At 70.7% G+C, this 18,219-nt stretch carries 24 protein-coding genes; 15 read left to right on the top strand and 9 right to left on the bottom strand.

All coding sequences use genetic code 11. The features are described from left to right. On the top strand, positions 1-638 hold a 638-nt coding region (locus KVT45_RS50755; RefSeq protein ID WP_217561157.1), incomplete at its 5' end, for a tetratricopeptide repeat protein. Here the strand turns inward: KVT45_RS50755 and KVT45_RS50750 are convergent. Together KVT45_RS50750 and KVT45_RS50745 are read right to left on the bottom strand one after the other, a co-directional pair. Further along, positions 639-1,520, bottom strand: coding sequence for a 1-aminocyclopropane-1-carboxylate deaminase/D-cysteine desulfhydrase (locus KVT45_RS50750; RefSeq protein WP_217561155.1), 882 nt, complete (start codon positions 1,518-1,520; stop codon positions 639-641). Between the two features lie 33 nt (positions 1,521-1,553). Continuing rightward, positions 1,554-2,144: an N-acetylmuramoyl-L-alanine amidase gene (locus KVT45_RS50745; RefSeq protein ID WP_217561153.1), complete on the bottom strand. Its 591-nt coding sequence runs from the start codon at positions 2,142-2,144 to the stop codon at positions 1,554-1,556. 327 nt (positions 2,145-2,471) lie between these two features. Between KVT45_RS50745 and KVT45_RS50740 the strand changes: the two genes are divergently transcribed. The 4 genes from KVT45_RS50740 to KVT45_RS50725 all read left to right on the top strand — a co-directional run bounded on the left by KVT45_RS50740 (position 2,472) and on the right by KVT45_RS50725 (position 5,885). Then, entirely contained in the window at positions 2,472-3,878 is a 1,407-nt protein-coding gene (locus tag KVT45_RS50740) for a family 2B encapsulin nanocompartment shell protein (RefSeq protein ID WP_217561151.1), read from the top strand. 113 nt (positions 3,879-3,991) lie between these two features. Continuing rightward, positions 3,992-5,092, top strand: a complete 1,101-nt coding sequence (locus tag KVT45_RS50735) for a family 2 encapsulin nanocompartment cargo protein polyprenyl transferase (RefSeq protein WP_217561149.1) — start codon at positions 3,992-3,994, stop codon at positions 5,090-5,092. Between the two features lie 175 nt (positions 5,093-5,267). Further along, complete coding sequence (locus tag KVT45_RS50730) at positions 5,268-5,492, top strand: hypothetical protein (protein ID WP_217561163.1); 225 nt, start codon at positions 5,268-5,270, stop codon at positions 5,490-5,492. 9 nt (positions 5,493-5,501) lie between these two features. Further along, positions 5,502-5,885, top strand: a complete 384-nt coding sequence (locus KVT45_RS50725; protein ID WP_217561147.1) for a DUF952 domain-containing protein — start codon at positions 5,502-5,504, stop codon at positions 5,883-5,885. Here KVT45_RS50725 and KVT45_RS50720 read toward each other — a convergent pair. From KVT45_RS50720 to KVT45_RS50710, 3 genes are all read right to left on the bottom strand, one after another. Beyond that, positions 5,882-6,622, bottom strand: coding sequence for a VOC family protein (locus tag KVT45_RS50720; protein WP_217561145.1), 741 nt, complete (start codon positions 6,620-6,622; stop codon positions 5,882-5,884). The two genes, KVT45_RS50725 and KVT45_RS50720, sit on opposite strands and share 4 nt — an antisense overlap. A 19-nt stretch (positions 6,623-6,641) precedes the next feature. Next, a complete protein-coding gene (locus KVT45_RS50715; RefSeq protein ID WP_217561144.1) occupies positions 6,642-7,061 on the bottom strand; it encodes a VOC family protein in 420 nt (139 codons plus the stop codon). Positions 7,062-7,144: 83 nt separating this feature from the next. Next, entirely contained in the window at positions 7,145-7,543 is a 399-nt protein-coding gene (locus KVT45_RS50710) for a helix-turn-helix transcriptional regulator (protein ID WP_089098831.1), read from the bottom strand. A gap of 106 nt (positions 7,544-7,649) precedes the next feature. Between KVT45_RS50710 and KVT45_RS50705 the strand changes: the two genes are divergently transcribed. From KVT45_RS50705 to KVT45_RS50665, 10 genes are all read left to right on the top strand, one after another. Next, positions 7,650-8,804 carry an inorganic phosphate transporter gene (locus KVT45_RS50705; RefSeq protein WP_217561142.1) on the top strand — a complete coding sequence of 385 codons (1,155 nt, stop codon included), beginning with the start codon at positions 7,650-7,652 and terminating at the stop codon, positions 8,802-8,804. Between the two features lie 14 nt (positions 8,805-8,818). Further along, entirely contained in the window at positions 8,819-9,049 is a 231-nt protein-coding gene (locus KVT45_RS50700) for a hypothetical protein (protein ID WP_217561140.1), read from the top strand. A gap of 33 nt (positions 9,050-9,082) precedes the next feature. Beyond that, on the top strand, positions 9,083-9,985 hold the full coding sequence (gene ppk2, locus KVT45_RS50695; protein ID WP_217561138.1) for a polyphosphate kinase 2: 903 nt from the start codon (positions 9,083-9,085) through the stop codon (positions 9,983-9,985). A 204-nt stretch (positions 9,986-10,189) separates the two neighbouring features. Further along, entirely contained in the window at positions 10,190-10,828 is a 639-nt protein-coding gene (locus KVT45_RS57245) for a hypothetical protein (protein ID WP_254648554.1), read from the top strand. Between the two features lie 15 nt (positions 10,829-10,843). Then, the gene (locus tag KVT45_RS50685) at positions 10,844-11,323 is read left to right on the top strand and encodes a GNAT family N-acetyltransferase (protein ID WP_217561136.1); all 480 of its coding nucleotides are present in this window, start codon (positions 10,844-10,846) and stop codon (positions 11,321-11,323) included. Between the two features lie 430 nt (positions 11,324-11,753). After that, entirely contained in the window at positions 11,754-12,731 is a 978-nt protein-coding gene (locus KVT45_RS50680; protein WP_217561134.1) for a magnesium transporter CorA family protein, read from the top strand. Positions 12,732-12,926: 195 nt separating this feature from the next. Further along, entirely contained in the window at positions 12,927-13,457 is a 531-nt protein-coding gene (locus KVT45_RS57240) for a DUF5994 family protein (RefSeq protein ID WP_254648553.1), read from the top strand. 7 nt (positions 13,458-13,464) lie between these two features. Continuing rightward, positions 13,465-13,674, top strand: coding sequence for a hypothetical protein (locus KVT45_RS50675; protein WP_217561132.1), 210 nt, complete (start codon positions 13,465-13,467; stop codon positions 13,672-13,674). Positions 13,675-13,718: 44 nt separating this feature from the next. Beyond that, the gene (locus KVT45_RS50670) at positions 13,719-13,991 is read left to right on the top strand and encodes a hypothetical protein (RefSeq protein WP_217561130.1); all 273 of its coding nucleotides are present in this window, start codon (positions 13,719-13,721) and stop codon (positions 13,989-13,991) included. Positions 13,992-14,123: 132 nt separating this feature from the next. Beyond that, positions 14,124-14,609 (top strand): DUF5994 family protein, encoded by a 486-nt coding sequence (locus KVT45_RS50665; protein ID WP_217561128.1) that lies wholly within the window; start codon positions 14,124-14,126, stop codon positions 14,607-14,609. 38 nt (positions 14,610-14,647) lie between these two features. Here KVT45_RS50665 and KVT45_RS50660 read toward each other — a convergent pair whose 3' ends face one another. The 4 genes from KVT45_RS50660 to KVT45_RS50645 all read right to left on the bottom strand — a co-directional run bounded on the left by KVT45_RS50660 (position 14,648) and on the right by KVT45_RS50645 (position 18,060). Continuing rightward, on the bottom strand, positions 14,648-15,916 hold the full coding sequence (locus tag KVT45_RS50660) for an ATP-binding protein (RefSeq protein WP_217561126.1): 1,269 nt from the start codon (positions 15,914-15,916) through the stop codon (positions 14,648-14,650). 154 nt (positions 15,917-16,070) lie between these two features. Next, a complete protein-coding gene (locus KVT45_RS50655) occupies positions 16,071-16,934 on the bottom strand; it encodes a slipin family protein (RefSeq protein WP_217561124.1) in 864 nt (287 codons plus the stop codon). Positions 16,935-17,084: 150 nt separating this feature from the next. Beyond that, a complete protein-coding gene (locus KVT45_RS50650) occupies positions 17,085-17,366 on the bottom strand; it encodes a hypothetical protein (RefSeq protein ID WP_217561122.1) in 282 nt (93 codons plus the stop codon). 10 nt (positions 17,367-17,376) lie between these two features. Further along, entirely contained in the window at positions 17,377-18,060 is a 684-nt protein-coding gene (locus KVT45_RS50645) for a DUF5994 family protein (RefSeq protein ID WP_217561120.1), read from the bottom strand. Positions 18,061-18,219 lie beyond the last annotated feature (159 nt).

Raw genomic sequence — 18,219 nt, 5'->3', positions numbered from 1 at the left:
GCCGGATCCTCGGCGACGACCACCTGGACACGCTCAGGGCGATGCACGGCCTCGCCAGCACCCTGGTCCAGCTGGGCAGGTGCCGTGAGGCCCGGCACCTGCTCGACGAGGCGCACGCCCGCTGCCGGCGCAACCACGGCGACGACCACCCCGACACACTGGAGATCGCCCTCGCGCTCGTGCTCGCTCTCTACGGGCTGGGCGAGAGCGACGAGTCCCGCCGCGTGGCCGCGGACACCTACGAGCGGCGCCGTGCGGTGCTGGGCGAGGACCATCCCGCCACCCTCGCCACGGCCGTCACCCTGGTCGGCGTCCTGCGCGAGCGCGGCGAGCTCGCCGAGGCCCGCCGGCTGGACGAGGACACGCTCGCCCGGTCCCGCCGCACGCTGGGCGGCGACCATCCCGACACCCTCGCCGCGGCCACCAGCCTCGCCATGACCCTGCACGCCCAGCGGGCCTATCCCGCGGCGGCCCAGCTGCTCGAAGCCACCCTGAAGCGCCAGCGGCTGCACCGCGGGACCGACCTGCCCGACATCCAGAACACGATCCGCGCCCTGGTCGGGACCTACACGGCGATGAACAGGAAACGCCAGGCCCAGAAGCTCCAGAAACTCCTCACGCCCAGGTCCGTCCACTGATCAGGCCGTCAGCACCGCCACCACGTCCACGCCCCGCCCCAGGCCGCCCTCCCGCGCCAGCTCGACCAGCCCGTACAGCAACTTGGCGACATACAGCCGCTCCACCCGCACCCCGTGCCGCTCCTCGAAGTCCGCCGCGAAGGCGTCGAGTTCCGGTGCCGTACGCCCGTACCCGCCGAAGTGGAACCGCTCGTCGAGCGACCACTGTCCGCGCCGCCCCCCGAACGCCTCCTCCTGCAACCGCCGTATCTCCTCCGCCAGGAACCCGCCCCTCAGCACCGGCACCCCCAACGCCCGCTGCTCCGCCCCCAGTCCGGCCGCCAGACCGGCCAGGGTGCCCCCGGTCCCGCAGGCGATCGCCACCACGTCGGCCCGCCCCCGCAGCTCAGCGCCGAGGGCCCGGCAGCCGCGTACCGCGGCCGCGTTGCTCCCGCCCTCGGGCACCACGTACGCGCCCTCGGCCCCCGCTGCCCGCAGCAGACCGGCCAGCACGTCCGGCTCGGCCTTGCGCCGGTACGTCGGCCTGTCGACGAAGTGCAGCCGCATCCCGTCGGCCGCACACCGCGCCAGTGAGGGATTCAGCGGCCGGCCGGCCAGTTCGTCGCCCCGCACCACGCCCACCGTGGGGAAGCCGAGGAGGCGGCCCGCGGCGGCCGTGGCGCGCAGGTGGTTGGAGTACGCCCCGCCGAACGTGACGAGCGGCCGGCCGGCCGCCGCCTCGATGTTGGGGACCAGCTTCCGCCACTTGTTGCCGATCAGCTCCGGGTGGATCAGGTCGTCCCGCTTGAGCAGGAGACGGACGCCGTGGCGGGCGAACCGGTCGTCGGTCACCTCCTGGAGCGGGGAGGGGAGCCGGGGGGTGAGTATGTCGGCGCTGGTCACGTCGTCATTGTCGCCCGGGGCGGCCGCACGGACTCACTTCAGCCGGTCCCGGACGCGCTCGCGCAGCCAGGCCATCGAGAAGCCGCGCGGGTCCACCTTTCCCGGCTGCCACTCCAGGTGCCCGATCACCGACCGCTCCGACCAGCCGTGCTGCCGGCACACCGCCGCGGCCACCTTCTCGATCGCGTCCAGCTGGGCCTCGGGCCAGGGGTCCTCGCCGTCGCCCAGGTTCTCGCACTCGAAGCCGTAGAAGTGCCGGTTGCCGTCGGTGTTCGCCTCGTTGTCGGGGGGCAGGGCCTTCTCGGCGATCACCGCGCGCAGTACGTCGTCGTCGCCCGGGCCCGCGTGGTTGGCGCGGCCGTAGCCGACGAGGTGGACCGTGCCGTCCTTGGTGACGACGCCGTGGCACAGCGGTCCGGGGAGGTCGGGGCGGCCGTCGTAGCAGATCCGGACCGTGTGCTCGGCGCCGTGGGTCACCGTGTGGTGGATCATCACGCCGTGGACGGGCCCCCAGGGGCCCTTGTGGTTCCGGTTGCGTTCTCTCCAGTCGCCGACCTCGACGACCGTGACGCCCTCGTCCCGCAACACGTCGAGGAAAGCGCTCGCGGACATGGGTGGGGCCATGACCGCCTCCTTCGCATCTGGACTGCCTGAACTGTCTGCACTGTCTGCACTATCTGGATCTTCCAGATCTTCTGGGCTTTCTACAGAAGTCGGGCTTTCCGGGCCAGCCGTGTTCGAACGTGTTCGGATCTCGTGCGAGTCGATCCGGACAAGTCGGTATATCGAGGGGTGGCGGGTGGCGGGATGTGTCGACATGCCCAGTAGTCCGATGATCTATTCCCGCTCTTTCGGGTAATGGTCCCGGCACGCTCCGTGATGAAAGGGTGGCTCGTGAGACCGATGCGTGGGCAGTTCGGCGCCCGCGCAGGTATGGGAGGGCATTTCCTTATGTCGGTAGGCGAAGAGGTCCGCACGGATCAGGGCAAGCCGCAGCAGTCTCTGGACACGGCGGCAGCGCGGAACCTGGCCACCACGACCAAGTCCGCGCCACAGATGCAGGAGATCAGCTCCCGCTGGCTGCTGCGGACACTGCCCTGGGTCGACGTCCAGGGCGGCACGTACCGGGTGAACCGACGGCTCACCTACACGGTCGGCGACGGCCGTATCACCTTCCTGAAGACCGGCGACCGCGTCGAGGTCATCCCCGCGGAGCTGGGCGAGCTGCCCGTCCTGCGGTCGTACGAGGACGACGAGGTACTGGCAGAGCTGGCCCAGCGCTGCCGGCAGCGCGACTTCGCCCCGGGCGAGGTCATCGCCTCGTTCGGCAACGGGGCGGACGAGGTCCACCTGCTGGCCCACGGCCGCGTCGAGAAGATCGGCACCGGCCCCTACGGCGACGACGCGGTGCTCGGTGTCCTAGCCGACGGCGCCTACTTCGGCGAGCAGGGCCTGCTCGACCCGGACGCCATCTGGGAGTACACCGCCCGCGCGGACACGGCCTGCACCGTGCTGACCCTGTCCCGGCAGGACTTCGAGCAGGTCGCCGAGCGCGCCGACTCACTGCGCGAGCACCTTCAGCAGCTGCGCGCCATCCCCGAACAGCGCACCAACAAGTACGGCGAGAAGGAGGTCGCCCTCGCGGCCGGCCACAGCGGCGAGCCCGACATCCCGCACACCTTCGTCGACTACGAGGCCCGGCCGCGTGAGTACGAACTGAGCATCGCCCAGACCGTGCTGCGCATCCACACCCGCGTGGCCGACCTCTACAACCAGCCGATGAACCAGACCGAGCATCAGCTGCGGCTCACCGTCGAGGCGTTGAAGGAGCGCCAGGAGCACGAGCTCATCAACAACCGGGAGTTCGGCCTGCTCAGCAACTGCGAGTACGACCAGCGGCTGCAGCCGCACGACGGTGTGCCCAGCCCGGACGACATGGACGAGCTGCTCAGCCGCCGGCGCGGCACCAAGCTCTTCCTCGCCCACCCGCGCGCGATCGCCGCCTTCGGCCGTGAGCTCAACAAGCGCGGACTGGTCCCGGAGACCGTCGAGATCGGCGGCAACCGCATCCCGACCTGGCGCGGAGTCCCGATCTACCCCTGCAACAAGATCCCGGTCACCGAGGCCCGGACCACCTCGATCATCGCCATGCGTACCGGCGAGAACGACCAGGGCGTCATCGGACTGCGGCAGGCCGGGATCCCTGACGAGATCGAGCCGAGCCTCTCGGTCCGCTTCATGGGCATCAACGAGCAGGCGATCATCAGTTACCTGGTCACGGCCTACTACTCGGCCGCCGTTCTGGTCCCGGACGCCCTCGGTGTGCTGGAGAACGTCGAGATCGGCCGCTGGAGGTGACGTTTCCGCACTTGGTGGCCGTGTCCCCGCCCTCCGGGGCGGGTACACCCTCGGGGTACGTGCCGAGCCGGGGCGGAGACGCCACGGTACGCGCACTCCGCGAGGGGGAGGTCATGGCCGAGTTCGTGACGGAGCGGCAGCAGCGTGCCACACAGCTGCCGTCGGGGAGGTCGGAGTCGCTCGACGGGTCCGAGGCGACGGCGATCCTGGAGCGGGTCAGGGCGTCCGTCGACCCCGAACTGCGCACCGCCGTGGCATCGTTGCCCGCTTCGATGGGGCGGATCGCGCGCTACCACTTCGGCTGGGAGCACGCGGACGGCACCCCGGCGGACGGCAACGCGGGCAAGGCCATCAGGCCCGCGCTGGTCCTCGCCGCCGCCGACGCGCTCGGCGGACCGGCGGCCCGCGCGGCCGCCGTACGGGCCGCGGCCGCCGTGGAGCTGGTGCACAACTTCACTCTGCTGCACGACGACGTCATGGACCGGGACACCTCCCGCAGGCACCGGCCCACCGCGTGGACCGTGTTCGGCGACGCCGACGCGATCCTCGCCGGGGACGCCCTCCAGGCGCTGGCCCTCAGGCTGCTCGCAGAGGACCCCCACCCGGCGTCCGGGACGGCCGCCGCCCGGCTCGCGGACTGCGTCCTCGAACTGTGCGCGGGACAGCACACGGACACGGCCATGGAGGGCCGGGCGCCCGACGAGGTCACCCTCGACGAGGTGCTCGCCATGGCCGAGGCCAAGACCGGCGCGCTGCTCGGCTGCGCCTGCGCCCTGGGCGCGCTGTACGCGGGGGCGGGAGCGGCGGAGGTGGCGGCGCTCGACGGCTTCGGCCGCCAGGCCGGGCTGGCCTTCCAGCTGATCGACGACGTCATCGGGATATGGGGTGATCCACGGCGCACCGGCAAGCCGGCCGGTGCGGACCTGGCCGCCCGTAAGAAGTCCCTGCCGGTCGTCGCGGCCCTCACCTCCGGCACCCCGGCCGCCGCCGAACTCGCCGAGCTGTACGCCAGGCCGCACGCGCGGGCCGACGCCGACGAGATCGCGCGTACCGCACTGGCCGTGGAGCGGGCGGGCGGACGTGACTGGGCGCAGTCCGAGGCGGCCGACCGGATGGCTCGGGCGATGCAGGAGCTCGCTCGTGCCGTGCCCGATCCGGAGGAGGCCGGCGGACTGCTCGCGCTCGCCGAGTTCGTGACCCGGCGCAGCAGGTGAAGACCCCGGAGTCCCCGGGACCGCGCGGCTCCTGACCCCGCACGGTTCTCCGGGGGCTCCGGTCCGACGGGTCCCGCACATCCCCACGGTGTGCGGGGCTCGCCGATTCCCTCCGGGCCCGCCGATTCCCGCCCGGCGGCGGGCGCCGTTGCCGGGCCCGGCCTACGCTGGGGGCATGGACAGCCAGGACCAGGTCTGTCCGGTCTGCGGACAGGCCGTCGAGAGCGTGGTGCGGCGGCACAAGACCCTGGGAGCCTGGGTTCCGGTCTGGGGACCCGGTCCCTGCCGCAACCCGCACTGCGGCGAGCGCACCGGCCCGCCGGGCCCGCAGGAGGCGTCACCGCCCCGGCCCCCGCCGCCCGAGTCCCCGCCGCCCGGATCCGCCGGGCGGAGACCGTAGCGTGTCCGCATGACCGGACTCCCGAACATCCTGCACATCACCGAACGCTCCCTGTGGGACGAGGCCCGCGCGCGGGGCGGCTACGAGATGTCCACCCGCGGCCGCACCCTCCAGGAGGAGGGCTTCATCCACTGCTCCACCCGCGACCAGCTCCCGCGAGTGGCGGCCTTCTTGTACGGCTCCTACGACGGCCCGGACGAACTGGTGGTCCTGGTCGTGGACCCGGCTCGGGTCGGCGTCCCGGTGAAGTGGGAGGCGCCGGAGCCGGGCGGTGAGGAGTTCCCGCACGTGTACGGACCGATACCGGTCACGGCCGTGGTGGACGTGGAGCCCTGGGCCCAGCCCCCGGTCGGTCAGCCCCTGGCCCCCGACTCTCGGCCCTCTGGCCTCTAGCCCCGGCTCGGGAGGCCGCCGGTCTCCGGGTCGCGGCCGGTCAGGCAGTAGACGCCGCCCGCCGGGTCGCGCATCACCGTCCAGTGGCGGCCGTCGGCCACGTGCACGGCGCCGAGTTCCTCGTGCCGGGCGCGGGTCGCCGGGATGTCCGCGCAGGCCAGGTCGAGGTGGGCGGCGGCGGGCTGTTCGGCGTCCAGCCGCTGGAGCAGGATCCGCACGGGCAGGCCGGCCGGCGGCCTGAGCACCCGGAACTCCGGCAGCGAGCCGGTCAGCAGCTCCCAGCCGGTCAGCTCCGCCCAGAACGCGGTCTCCGCCTCGTACGCGGACGGCGGGATGTCGAGACTGACCTGGTCCAGCCGGCTGCCCGCCATGACCGGCGGCCGTACCGACTCCCCGTGCCAGGGCGCCGCGCACCACAACTGCCCGGCGGGCGACCGCAGGACGGCCCACCCGTCGTGCTCGGTGACCGTCTCGGCGCCGAGTTCCCGGGCCCGCTTCAGGAGGCCGGGCACGTCCTCGACGCAGAGGTCCAGGTGGGCTCCGCCGGGGCCCGCCCCGACGCCCTGGAGCTTGACGCAGGCGTCGACGCCCGAGGCCGGCAGCAGTGTCACGAACTCGTCGTCCTCGCCCCGGGGTGCGGAGAGGAAGGTGCCGGTGACGGCCGTCCAGAACGCCTGGGCGGAGGCGAGGTGCGCGGCGGGGCGGTCGGCGAAGGCGTACGTCCAGCGGATGGTCATGGCAGCGATCGTAAATGCGCTACTCGGCTGCCCGGCGTTCCGTGAAACGCAGCAGGTTCCCCGCCGGGTCCCGGAACGCGCAGTCCCGCACCCCCCAGTGCTGGTCCGTCGGCTCCTGGATCACATCGCCGCCGTGCTCCCGCACCCGCGCGTACAGCGCGTCGCAGTCGGTGGTGGAGAAGATCACCCCGCGCAGCATGCCCTTGGCGAGCAGCTCGGCCATGGCCTGCCGGTCGGCGGGGGAGGCGTCCGGGTTGGCGCCCGGCGGCTCCAGCACGATCTCCACGCCCGGCTGCTGCGGCGACCCGACGGTCACCCACCGCATCCCCTCGAACTCCACGTCGTTGTGGACCTCCAGGCCGAGGACGTCACGGTAGAAGGCCAGCGCCTTGTCGTGGTCGTCGACGGCGATGAAACACTGCGCGAGTTTTACGTCCATGGGGCCAGGCTAGGAGGAAACGTCCGGCCGCGCGTGCGGTCGGTTCCGTGCGGTCAGTTCCGTGTGGGTCAGTTCCGTGCGGGTCAGTACGGCCGGCGGCGTGGGCGGGTGAACGTGCGGGCCACGCAGGACGGGATCACCGTGCTCTCCTCGTGGTCCCGCGCCCGGTACGCGCTCGGCGTCTCCCCGACCAGCTCGGTGAACCGCGAGCTGAAGGACCCCAGCGACGTACAGCCGACCGCCATGCACACCTCCGTCACCGTGAGGTCGCCGCGGCGCAGCAGCGCCTTGGCCCGCTCGACCCGCCGGGTCATGAGATAGCTGTACGGCGTCTCCCCGAAGGCCTTGCGGAAACTGCGCTGGAAGTGGCCGGGGGACATGACCGCGGTGCGGGCCAGTTCGGCCATGTCGAGCGGCTCGGCGTACTCGCGGTCCATGCGGTCGCGCGCCCGGCGCAGCCGCCGCAGATCCTCCAGGGTCATTCGCCCAGCATGGCATGCACATCACGCACACGAGCGGGGTCTGCTTTTGGACGGCCGTTTGCCTCTGGTTATCGCGCAATTGGCCCGTCCTTGTTTGCATAAAGGAATGGACCACATCACGTTCCTCGTGGCGGTCGTGATCGTCACTGCGCTTGCGTTCGACTTCACCAACGGGTTTCACGACACGGCGAACGCGATGGCCACGTCCATCGCGACCGGCGCGCTCAAACCGAAGACAGCCGTTCTGATCAGTGGCGTTCTGAACCTGGTCGGAGCCTTCCTCTCGACGGAGGTCGCCAAGACGATCTCCGGCGGCATTGTGAACGACGCCAAGGTGACCCCGGCGATGATCTTCGCGGGCCTGGTGGGGGCGATCCTGTGGAATCTGGTGACCTGGCTGGTCGGGCTGCCCTCCAGCTCCTCGCACGCACTGTTCGGCGGGCTGATCGGCGCCGTGTGGGTCGGCGCGGGCTCCGGCGCGATCAACTTCGACAAGGTTCTTGAGAAGATCATCATCCCGGCCTTCGCCTCGCCGGTGGTGGCGGGCGTCGCCGCGCTGATCGCGACGTACTGCGCCTACAAGCTCACCGCCCGCGGCCGTGAGGCCTCCGTGACCAAGGGCTTCCGGCTCGGGCAGATCGGCTCGGCCTCGCTGGTCTCGCTCGCGCACGGCACCAATGACGCCCAGAAGACCATGGGCATCATCACTCTGACCCTGATCTCCGTCGGCGCGCTCCCGGGCGACGCCGGCCCGCCGGTCTGGGTGATCTTCACCGCCGGTCTCGCCATCGCCCTCGGCACCTACATCGGCGGCTGGCGGATCATCCGCACCATGGGCAAGGGCCTGACCGAGATCCAGTCCCCGCAGGGCTTCGCGGCGGAGACCGCCTCCACGGCCGTCATCCTGACCTCCGCGCACATGGGCTTCGCGCTGTCCACCACGCAGGTCGCGTCCGGTTCCATCCTCGGCGCGGGCGTCGGCCGGCGGCTCGCGGAGGTCCGCTGGGGCATCGCCGGCCGCATGGTGGCCGCCTGGGCGATCACGCTGCCCAGCGCGGGGCTGGTCGGCGGCATCTCCGCGGCCGCCGTCAAGCACGGCGGCAACTTCGGCACGGTCGTGGTCGCGCTGGTCGGCGCCGCGCTCGCGACGGGCATCGTCCTGCTGTCGCGTCGCAACCCGATCGACGCGAAGAACGTGAACGACGGCCACGAGGTCGCCGTCCGCACCACGCCCCCGTCCAACGTCGGCACCGCCGCCTGAGTGAGGGAGTACCCATGAGCATCGACTGGACCGCGCTCGGCGAGGTCACCGCGGTGAGCATCGGAGTTACATTCGCAGTGGTGGTTGTCTTCGCCCTGGGCGTCCTCGGGCTCGCCCGCCACGAGGGCGCCAAGGAGCAGGGCGGCACCAGCGCGGTCGGCGCCGCCCAGGCAGGACTGTGCTTCCTCGCCTGCGCGGCGGTGGTGGCGTACGGCATCTACCTGATCGTGCCGCAGTTCCACTGACCCACCGACCCACAAGCCGCTGAGGAGGACTGGATGACGACGCCGGACCTGCTGTCCGACCTGGCCGACCTGAAGGTCGACTACAGCGACCCGGACGACCCCGTACTCATCCGCCCGGACGGATCCCCGATCGACACCTGGCGGGAGAACTACCCGTACGCGTCCCGCATGGAGCGCAAGGAGTACGAGTGGCACAAGCGGCTCCAGCAGATCGAGCTGCTGAAGCTGCAGACCTGGATCAAGGAGACGGGGCGCCGGATCGTCATCGTCTTCGAGGGCCGGGACGCCGCTGGCAAGGGCGGCACCATCAAGCGCTTCACGGAGCACCTGAACCCCCGTGGCGCGCGTGTGGTGGCGCTGGAGAAGCCCACGGAGCGCGAGAGCGGTCAGTGGTACTTCCAGCGCTACGTCGAACACCTGCCGACCGCCGGTGAGATCGTGATGTTCGACCGCTCCTGGTACAACCGGGCCGGCGTCGAGCGGGTCATGGGCTTCTGCTCGGACGACCAGTACCGGCGCTTCATGCGCCAGGCCCCGCTGTTCGAGCGGATGATGGTGGACGACGGGGTGGACCTGGTGAAGTTCTGGTTCTCGGTCTCGCAGAGCGAGCAGCGGACCCGCTTCACCATCCGCCAGGTCGACCCGGTACGGCAGTGGAAGCTCAGCCCGATGGATCTGGCCTCGCTGGATCTCTGGGACAACTACACGGCCGCGAAGGTCGCGATGTTCCGCGAGACGGACACGGAGTACGCGCCCTGGACCGTGGTGAAGAGCAACGACAAGAAGCGGGCCCGTGTCGAGGCCATGCGCAGCGTGCTGGCCCGCTTCGACTACGCCGACAAGGACGAGGAGGTCGTCGGCAGCCCGGACCCGCGGATCGTGGGTGCGGCGGCCGGCCTGCTGGAGGCGGGCGAGGACGACCACGGCGGGCAGTAGCGCCCGCCGCCTGACGAAAGGGCCGGCCGGACACCCGGCCGGCCCTTCCGCGCACCTCCCCGGCAACCCCCGGGCCCGCACGCCGACTCGGCGCGGAATCCGTCCGACACGGCCGGCCGGCTCGCCAATGCTGGACTCCATGATCCAGATTGCGCTCGTGAACGGCCCTGCCGAGAACCGTGTGACGGGGCGGGCGACGCGGGCGTGAGCGCTCGCGGCGCGTCCACGACCATCTCCGGGGCGGCGCTGCCGCTGTACGTGTCCACGCTCGCCGCGGCTGCGGTCTCGCTCGTCGACACGGCGCTCCTAGGCCGCCATGCCACCGTCTCCCTGGCCGCGTTCGGCGTCACGGTGGCCGTCTTCAGCCCGGCCACGGCCACGGCCACGGCCACGGTGGCGGGTGCGCTGCGTGGGGTGATGCCCTTCGTCGCACCGTACCGGGACGACCCCGAGGAACTGCTGCCGCTGGCGCGCGGCGGTATGTGGCCGGCGTTCGCGGTGGGCGGGGTCTGTGCGGTGGCGGTGGCGGCGGTGCCGCTGCTCGGCGGCTCGTCGGGCTCAAGCGCGCCGGGCCGCGCCTGGCTGGTATCGACGGCGGTGTGGTTCCGGATCCTGGCCGCGGTGTCCGTACGGTCGCCTACGCGGCCGGACTGCCCGGGCTGTGGACCGCCCTGGCCGTGGCCGACCTGCTCCGGGCCGTCACCAGGACGATCGCCTTCCGGCGGCACGCCGGCCGCCTCGCCGCGGCCGTCGTGCCGCCGTGCCGCCGTGCCGCCGTGCCGCCGTGCCGCCGTGCCGCCAGGGGAGAGGGTGCGAGCGGATGGACAGGAATCGGCACGGTGACCCATGATCCCTTGCATGATCCGCGCCGCCACCGAGAACGACGTCACCGAGATCCGCGCCATGATCCGCGAACTCGCCGCGTACGAACGGGCCGTTGAGCAGGCCCGGGCCACCGAGGCACAGCTCCGCGAGGCGCTGTTCGGCCCCCACCCGGCGGCCTACGCGCTGGTCGCCGAGGACGACACCACGGGCGAACTCGCGGGCTACGCGCTGTGGTTCCCGAGCTTCTCGACCTGGACCGGAACCCGGGGCATGCACCTGGAGGACCTCTACGTACGCCCGCACGCCCGCGGCGGCGGCCATGGCAGGGCTCTGCTCGCCGCCCTCGCCGCGCTCTGCCTGCGCAGTGGCTTCGAGCGCTTCGAGTGGTGGGTGCTGGCCTGGAACGAGCCGGCGATCGGCTTCTACCGGTCGCTCGGGGCGGAGTTCCTCGACGAGTGGCGGATCTGCCGCCTGACCGGCGCCCCGCTCAAGGAACTGGCCGCCGCCTCCTAGGCCGCCGTAGTCGCCCTTCTGGCAAAAAAAGACCGCACCCGAACCCTCCGGAACACCGTGAACGGCGGTCCGTCGGGCCGGGTGCGGTCGAATAAGGCCTTGGCAACCGGTGCGGGTGCGGGTCAGGCCTTCTTGGTCTCCTAGTAGTGGGCCGGGTCGGTGACCTGCGGGGATCTTCCCTGCGGGTCACCGACCCGGCCTTTTGTCGATTGCCGGCGACGGGGTGCGACGGTCCTGATCGGGTGTCCTGCGGACTGTGTGCGGACTGCGGTCCCGTTCGCGGGACCGTTGGGGCGCCGTATCGTCTCGTTGCGGTATTGGCCGGGGAGTATGTGCGGGTGCGCCGACTGTCCGGTGATGTCGGGAGCCTGCCGCGCTGGCGATTGGGGCGAAGCGGCATGATCGGGGCGCAAGACACTAGCCTCGGGTCATGGTGACGCGTACCCGGCTATATCACGACGGCACTCTTGCCCTGGAGGGCTTTCCAGCCAGTGACGTTTCCGCGTATCTCGCCGATCCGGCGTCGGTCCTGTGGCTGGACCTGTACCGGCCCGGGGCCGCCGAGTTCACCATGCTCGGTGAAGAGTTCGGCATCCACGAACTTGCTCTGGAGGACGCCGCACAGCGTGGGCAGCGGCCCAAACTCGACCGCTATCGCACCCACGAGTTCCTCAGCGCCTATTCCGTCACCGTCAGTCCGGACGATGCGGAACTGTCGTACAGCGAGATCGCCGTATTCCTCACCGGTCAGGCCATGATCACCGTCCGCAAGGATGACGGCTTCAACATCGAGAACGTAGTCAGCCGCTGGGACGAGAGCCCGGACCTGGCCGGCCACGGTGTCGGATTCCTGCTGCACGGCCTGCTCGACCATCTCGTGGACGGCCACTTCGCCGCGGTCCGGCAGCTGGACGACGGCATCGAGGAGTTGGAGGGTCTGCTCTTCGTGGCCGGGCGCCGTGAGATCGAAGCCGTGCAACGCCGGGCTTACGCACTGCGCAAGTCGCTCGTCCATCTGCGCCGCGTCGTGCTCCCGATGCGGGAGGTGGTCAACACCCTCATGCGCCCCGGCCTGCACGTGATCACCGCCCCTCTCGTCCCGTACTACCAGGACGTCTACGACCACGTGTTGCGTGCCACCGAATGGACGGAATCACTGCGGGACCTGGTGGCCTCGGTCATGGAGACGAACCTCTCGGTTCAGGCCAACAACATGAACCTGATCATGAAGAAGGTGACGAGCTGGGCCGCGATCATCGCCGTACCCACCGCGATCACCGGCTACTACGGCCAGAACCTCCCCTATCCCGGTTTCGGCCGCGAGTCGGGATTCATCACCTCCGCTGCCGTCATCGTGGTCCTGTCCGTCGTGCTTTACCTGACGTTCAAGCGCAAGGACTGGCTCTGACCGGGTGCGCCTCGGGCACCCGGGACCAGGTCTCGAAGGCAGGGAAATACCAGGTCATCCACGATCTCTTGGGCCGGCGGGCGGAGTACTGTGAAGGCACCGGGAGCTTTTCGGGCACCGGCTCCGCTGCGGGTGCCGTTTCCGGTGATCGACAACACCGGGTCGCACCCATGAGCCCGGGGATGGGTTCGCGGCATGCCCGTGACCATTGACCGTACGACTTCGAGCAGGCCCGCGCCGCCGGTTCGGCTGTCCATGACGCCCGGGCCAGGCGGGCTGGACGGCATGTGGTGGCCTCGTTCCCGTGTACTCACCCGTGAGCTGCCACCCTTGACGGCGGCGTTGGGTGACCTCTGGGGCCGCATCACGGGTGTCACTCTGAACCCGGTCCACTGGCCTGTCATCCCGCGTTGGGTGTCCGTCGCCGGGCGCACCGTGCCTGTGGGCTGGTCCACCGAGGAGCAGGATCCGCACAGAGTCACCCTTTTCTCCGCCGATGGCCGTCGGGACGTGCTGGTGATTCCGCCGGAAACCGGTGCGGAAGCCGCCGCACAGCTGATGGCCGGCGCCGACATCGATGCCCCGGCCCGGGACGGAGCAGCAGAAAGGATCGATGCCCGAAGCAGAGAAGAAGCGTGGGAGACCGATGGCGGAGCACGTCCGGGCTCGCCCCTGTCCCGGCCCATGGGTTCGACAGGGTGTCTGCCCGCCCGTCAACGGAGGTGAGAGGACCATGACTCTCATCGCCGTGGCGGTGTTGCTCGTCGCGATCGCCGTCGGAGTCGTTCTCATCCACCGGCTCAACGCACAGCACGGCGAACGGATCGCTGCCTTCCACTACAGCGCTGCTCTGCCGGGGATCGGCCGCCGGCTCCGGAGGCACCGCCGACGGGCTGCGGACGGGAACACCGACACGCCCGACGGCGACAGCGACCGCGGATGACACCGACTCGGGCCCCGCCGGGGGGAGGTGGAGGAAGGCGCGTCATGGCGATATTGCGAGACCGGAAGACGTACCGCGAGAGGATCATGCAGGCTCTGTACCAAGCCGCCGAAGGCAATCGCCTCCTGGGTGTCGATGGGACGAAGCTCCGTACCGACCTCGGCATCCCCGAGCAGGACATGGCGGCGGCCTGTACGTATCTGGCGGGCGAAGGCTGGGTCGTCGTGGACTGGGGGAGGGGCAACACGCCCGCGATGATCACGCTGACGCACCAGGGGATCCGGCAGATGGAGACAGAAGAGGAAGGGCGTGGCTGAGTCGCTGCGTCGGCTTCTCGGACCGGAGTGAACCTTCGCAAGGATGGCTGATATCGGATTGATCCTTTTGACGTAATGCGGGAAGCAGGTCGGCGCACGCTCACGTGCAATGGCCCGGAACGGGCGGACACCATGGCCGACTCAGACACCCCCGACCTCCCCAGGCTCCTGCCGGACGCCGTCCACAGTTCGGTGAAACCCGGCACGGCGTTGCTGCGGCTGCAGACGACCCACTCACGCGAGGGAATCCTGGACGGCGCATGGTGGCCGCGGTCCCGGGACATCGGTGCCGAGCTCCCCTCGCTGATCTCCGCGTTGACCGAGCACCTCGGACCTGTCACCCAGGTCGGTCTGGACGGCAGTGCCTGGGACGAACTGCCGACCCGGGTGGTTGTCGACGGCCGAGTCGTCCACGTCGATTCCTTCCCGGTCGGTGACGACACCGTCCTCATCACCCGAGGTGACCGGGACCATTTCTCCCTGTTGCTGGTCCCTCCGGACACGTCGCCCGACGCGGCACGCGCCGCGATGGCCAGGGCCGTACGGGCCGACAACGTCACCGAGACCGAACAGATCCTCATCGACACGGGCAGCGACACGCCGCCTACGCCGGCCTGACACGTCCGTCGCAGATCGACTCCCCATCGGCCTGGACGCTAGATGCGGGCGAACTTCTCCGTCTGCTGGGCGAATTCCTGGGCCATGGCAGCGCTGACCGTGGGCTTGGTGCCGCTGATCGTGTCCAGGTAGTCGTCGGTGGTGGGGGCGGTCCGGGTTCCGGTGTCGAAGGTGCGCTCGAACCGGGCCTGGGAGACGGTGCGTGCCGCATGGGCGATGTCGGCGGGGGTGAACCCCTCGCTGGCGGACGCGAGAACCGCGCTGTCGGCCCGCGCGCCCGCTCGGGCCAGGTAGCTCTTCCACAGCGCGGTCCTGGCGGTGTGGTCGGGAGGGCCGATCGGCAGCACGTAGTCGAAGCGGCCGTGTCGCAGGAACGCGGAGTCGAGTGTGGTCACGTTGTTCGTGGCGCAGACGAGCAGCCGTCCGTCCTGGCTTCGGAACCGGACGATCGCCTTGAGCAGTTCGTTGACGACGCCGACAGCGGTCGCGTCCGCGCCGCCGCGTTCGCCGGCGACCTCCTCGACCTCGTCGATGAAGACCAGGACGTGGTCGAGCCGGGCGATCTCGTCGAAGCGCCGGTTCAGCCCGGTCGCCAGGCCGTACTCGGCGGCCAGACGGGCGGGGAACAGTTCGAGGAAGGGCCATCCCAGGCGGCTGGCGATCGCGTGCGCGAACGTGCTCTTGCCGGTCCCGGGCGGACCGAACAACATCACCGCCCGTGGCAGTTCCACTCCGTGCTGGGCGGCCAGTTCGGGATGGGCCAGCGGCAGGACCAGGCGCCGCTCGATGAGCTGCTTCTCCCGTTGCATGCCCGCGACCTTCTGCCACAGTCCCCCCGGCGGCAGCTCCGCTCCGAGCGAGGACAGAGTGCCGGCCGACTGCGGCGTCACCGGCCCGCGCTTCTCGAAGAAGACCAGCCCGGGGCGGGCGCCGAAGTCGCAGTTGCGCAGAGCGGTGGCACCGGTCTCGCCCTCGGGCAGGGCGGCGTGCACCGCCCGGACGCCGACGGCGAAGAGCCGTTGCTCAAGGGCGGTGATCAGGGCACTGCCCAGCCCGCGCCGGCGCCAGCCGGGCGCCATGCAGATGCGCAGGATCCATGCCTGTTCGCCCTCCACCCTGCTCACCGCGGCGCCGATCAGCGCGTCGTCTGCCGTGGCCACCACAGCGGGGTGACGGGCCTGGAGAGCGGTCACGGCGTCCGAGAGCGGGAAGAGCGGCGGCTCCTCGGCCGTGCCGCTCTCCATGTCGACTCGGATCAGGGCTTCGAGATCGTCCTGGGTGTAGTCCCTGACCCGCCAACCTGTCATGATCAGCTCCGCGTGTTCGGCCGTACTCCCATCATCGGCCGATGCCCGGGGGGACGCGCGCGACAGACGTCGGCCACGAGTCCGCCCTGGTGGCACGGATCGCTCGCCCGCACCACCGCCGCGGTACGCGGTGATGATGCGGGCCGTGGTCGGGTCACGCTGCGGTGCCGGGTGCGGTGCCGGCCGGGCTGAGGGACTTGTCGGTGCGGCCGGTGCCGGCCAGTGCCGCTGCCGCGGCGGGTGCGGCGGCCGCGGTTTCCCGGGCGAGGAAGGCGCCGAGCTCGCCGATCGTGCTCATGAGGGGGGCTGGGAAGACGACGGTGGTGTTCTGGTCGACACCGATCTCCACCAGGCTCTGCAGGTTGCGCAGTTGAAGGGCCAGCGGGTGGGCCATCATGGTGTCCGAGGCGTCGCCGAGCGCTGCCGCGGCCAGCGACTCGCCCTCCGCGTTGATGATCTTCGCCCGCTTCTCCCGCTCGGCCTCGGCCTGGCGGGCCATGGCGCGCTTCATGGTGTCGGGCAGCTGGATGTCCTTGAGCTCGACCAGCGTGACCTGCACACCCCAGTCGACGGTGGTGACGTCGAGGATCTGGCGGATGTCCAGGTTGATGCGGTCTGTCTCCGACAGCGTCTCGTCGAGTGTGTGCCGGCCGACGACCTTCCGCAGGGTGGTCTGGGCGATCTGGTTGATCGCCGCGTTGACGTTCTCGACGGCGACGACCGACTTCACGGCGTCGACGACCCGGAAGTAGGCGACCGCCGACACGTCCACGCTCACGTTGTCCCGGGTGATGATGCCCTGGGACTGGATCGGCATGGTGACGACCCGCAGCGACACCCGGTGCAGGACGTCGACGAACGGGATGATGAACCGCAGCCCCGGCGAGCGTGTTCCGACGAGTCGGCCGAAGCGGAACAGCACACCCTTCTCGTACTGCTTGACGACCCTCACGGAGAAGGCGAGGGCCAGGACGGCCAGGAGGCCGATCACGACGATGAGAACGATCAGGGCTTGCATGTGCTGCTCCTCGGGACGAGCACCACGTGGTGCGGGGACCCGGCGGTCGAGATTCCCGCATGGGCGAACATCGGTTCGTGAGGCAGGGCCGAAACACGTCGGTACGGGCCGCGCCGACGGTCGGTGCGCCGGGCCGGGGACATCGCCTCGTCACCCGTGGTGAGTGGTGCGGTCGCGGCGGCGGCGCGGTGGGAAGCGGCCGCGGCCCCCGTCGCGGTGGTCACGTCGTTCGCCGACGGTCGGCGACTTGGACATCGGTGGTCCCGCGGGGGGTCGTGCCGCGTCGGTGCCGCGGCGCGGGTCGCCGGGCAGGGCGCGACCGTACCGGTGTCCGGCGATCCTTTCCGCGTGCCCGATGTCGAGCCGGTGGATCAGGAATGCCGCGGCTGCGATGAGGACCAGGAAGGCGCCGGTCGTCAGGAAGGTGTTCATGGCGGCCGTCTCACATGCCGATGATCAGACGACTGACGCGACCGGTCTGTGCCGGATCGGCCGCGGAGGAGGGGCCGCCCTCGTACTTCCCCGCCTCGTCCGGTTCGAGTGGCCGGTCGGCGGCGGAGACGGCGTGCCGGGTCTCCTCCGCGGTGATGAGAGCGCTTGCGGTCAGTGGCGGACCGTCGTGGTCGGACGCGGCCGCCATCAGGCGGGCCGCCGACTCCGCCCCGGTCTCGGGTGGGATGACCAGCAGATCCCAGCGGCCGGTGCCGTAGGAGAGCAGCAGCAGCTTGTGCGGGTCGATCTCCGGGGTGAACCAGCCGACTTTGACGACGTGACCGCCCACGGCGATCTCGTGCGGGATGACGGGCCAGTACTTGGGGTTGACGGCGATGCGGGTGATGCGGCCCCACAAGGAGTCCAGGACATCGGTCAGTGCGGGCAGCTCGCTCAGCAGGTCCCGGGAGCGGGGCCACCAGGCACCGTCCAGGAGTCCACGGGACGTGCCGTCGGTCTTCAGCGCGAGACGCGCGGCCCCGGGGCTGCGAGGGGCTCGTGGTGTGTGGTGCAAGGTCGCCGACATGATGCGGATCCGTCTCCGGGCCGCCTTCGAGGCGACCCGGGTTTCATCTCTCGCCGAGAACGACCCGGCGTGGAAGCCGGTGTGCGAAATGCCCTCGGTGTTGTCCACCGTACTCCGCACACGCCGGGGCGGTTGTGGAGACGACTCCGCATTCGGCGAAGCGGCTGTCGATACCGGCGCGGGCGCGCTGCGGGTGCCGGGGGGTGTCGTATGCCGGTTGCCGGATCGGTCTCACACCCGACGGCTCGCATGCCCTGGCCCAGCTCT

Source organism: Streptomyces sp. GbtcB6, from assembly GCF_019091475.1.
GTDB classification, from domain to species: domain Bacteria; phylum Actinomycetota; class Actinomycetes; order Streptomycetales; family Streptomycetaceae; genus Streptomyces; species Streptomyces hyaluromycini.
Note: the sequence above shows the minus strand (reverse complement) of the source record. Positions and strands in the feature narration are given on the sequence as shown.

Excerpts from the sequence above, each read along its gene's own strand:
- KVT45_RS50655 (WP_217561124.1), bottom strand. The coding sequence starts at position 16,934 with ATGCAAGCCCTGATCGTTCTCATCGTCGTGATCGGCCTCCTGGCCGTC.
- KVT45_RS50675 (WP_217561132.1), top strand. The coding sequence starts at position 13,465 with ATGACTCTCATCGCCGTGGCGGTGTTGCTCGTCGCGATCGCCGTCGGA.
- KVT45_RS50715 (WP_217561144.1), bottom strand. The coding sequence starts at position 7,061 with ATGGACGTAAAACTCGCGCAGTGTTTCATCGCCGTCGACGACCACGAC.
- KVT45_RS50660 (WP_217561126.1), bottom strand. The coding sequence starts at position 15,916 with ATGACAGGTTGGCGGGTCAGGGACTACACCCAGGACGATCTCGAAGCC.
- KVT45_RS50705 (WP_217561142.1), top strand. The coding sequence starts at position 7,650 with ATGGACCACATCACGTTCCTCGTGGCGGTCGTGATCGTCACTGCGCTT.
- ppk2 (WP_217561138.1), top strand. The coding sequence starts at position 9,083 with ATGACGACGCCGGACCTGCTGTCCGACCTGGCCGACCTGAAGGTCGAC.
- KVT45_RS50730 (WP_217561163.1), top strand. The coding sequence starts at position 5,268 with ATGGACAGCCAGGACCAGGTCTGTCCGGTCTGCGGACAGGCCGTCGAG.
- KVT45_RS50740 (WP_217561151.1), top strand. The coding sequence starts at position 2,472 with ATGTCGGTAGGCGAAGAGGTCCGCACGGATCAGGGCAAGCCGCAGCAG.
- KVT45_RS50685 (WP_217561136.1), top strand. The coding sequence starts at position 10,844 with ATGATCCGCGCCGCCACCGAGAACGACGTCACCGAGATCCGCGCCATG.
- KVT45_RS57240 (WP_254648553.1), top strand. The coding sequence starts at position 12,927 with ATGCCCGTGACCATTGACCGTACGACTTCGAGCAGGCCCGCGCCGCCG.
- KVT45_RS50720 (WP_217561145.1), bottom strand. The coding sequence starts at position 6,622 with ATGACCATCCGCTGGACGTACGCCTTCGCCGACCGCCCCGCCGCGCAC.
- KVT45_RS50725 (WP_217561147.1), top strand. The coding sequence starts at position 5,502 with ATGACCGGACTCCCGAACATCCTGCACATCACCGAACGCTCCCTGTGG.
- KVT45_RS50670 (WP_217561130.1), top strand. The coding sequence starts at position 13,719 with ATGGCGATATTGCGAGACCGGAAGACGTACCGCGAGAGGATCATGCAG.
- KVT45_RS50710 (WP_089098831.1), bottom strand. The coding sequence starts at position 7,543 with ATGACCCTGGAGGATCTGCGGCGGCTGCGCCGGGCGCGCGACCGCATG.
- KVT45_RS50700 (WP_217561140.1), top strand. The coding sequence starts at position 8,819 with ATGAGCATCGACTGGACCGCGCTCGGCGAGGTCACCGCGGTGAGCATC.
- KVT45_RS50650 (WP_217561122.1), bottom strand. The coding sequence starts at position 17,366 with ATGAACACCTTCCTGACGACCGGCGCCTTCCTGGTCCTCATCGCAGCC.
- KVT45_RS50665 (WP_217561128.1), top strand. The coding sequence starts at position 14,124 with ATGGCCGACTCAGACACCCCCGACCTCCCCAGGCTCCTGCCGGACGCC.
- KVT45_RS50745 (WP_217561153.1), bottom strand. The coding sequence starts at position 2,144 with ATGGCCCCACCCATGTCCGCGAGCGCTTTCCTCGACGTGTTGCGGGAC.
- KVT45_RS50735 (WP_217561149.1), top strand. The coding sequence starts at position 3,992 with ATGGCCGAGTTCGTGACGGAGCGGCAGCAGCGTGCCACACAGCTGCCG.
- KVT45_RS50680 (WP_217561134.1), top strand. The coding sequence starts at position 11,754 with ATGGTGACGCGTACCCGGCTATATCACGACGGCACTCTTGCCCTGGAG.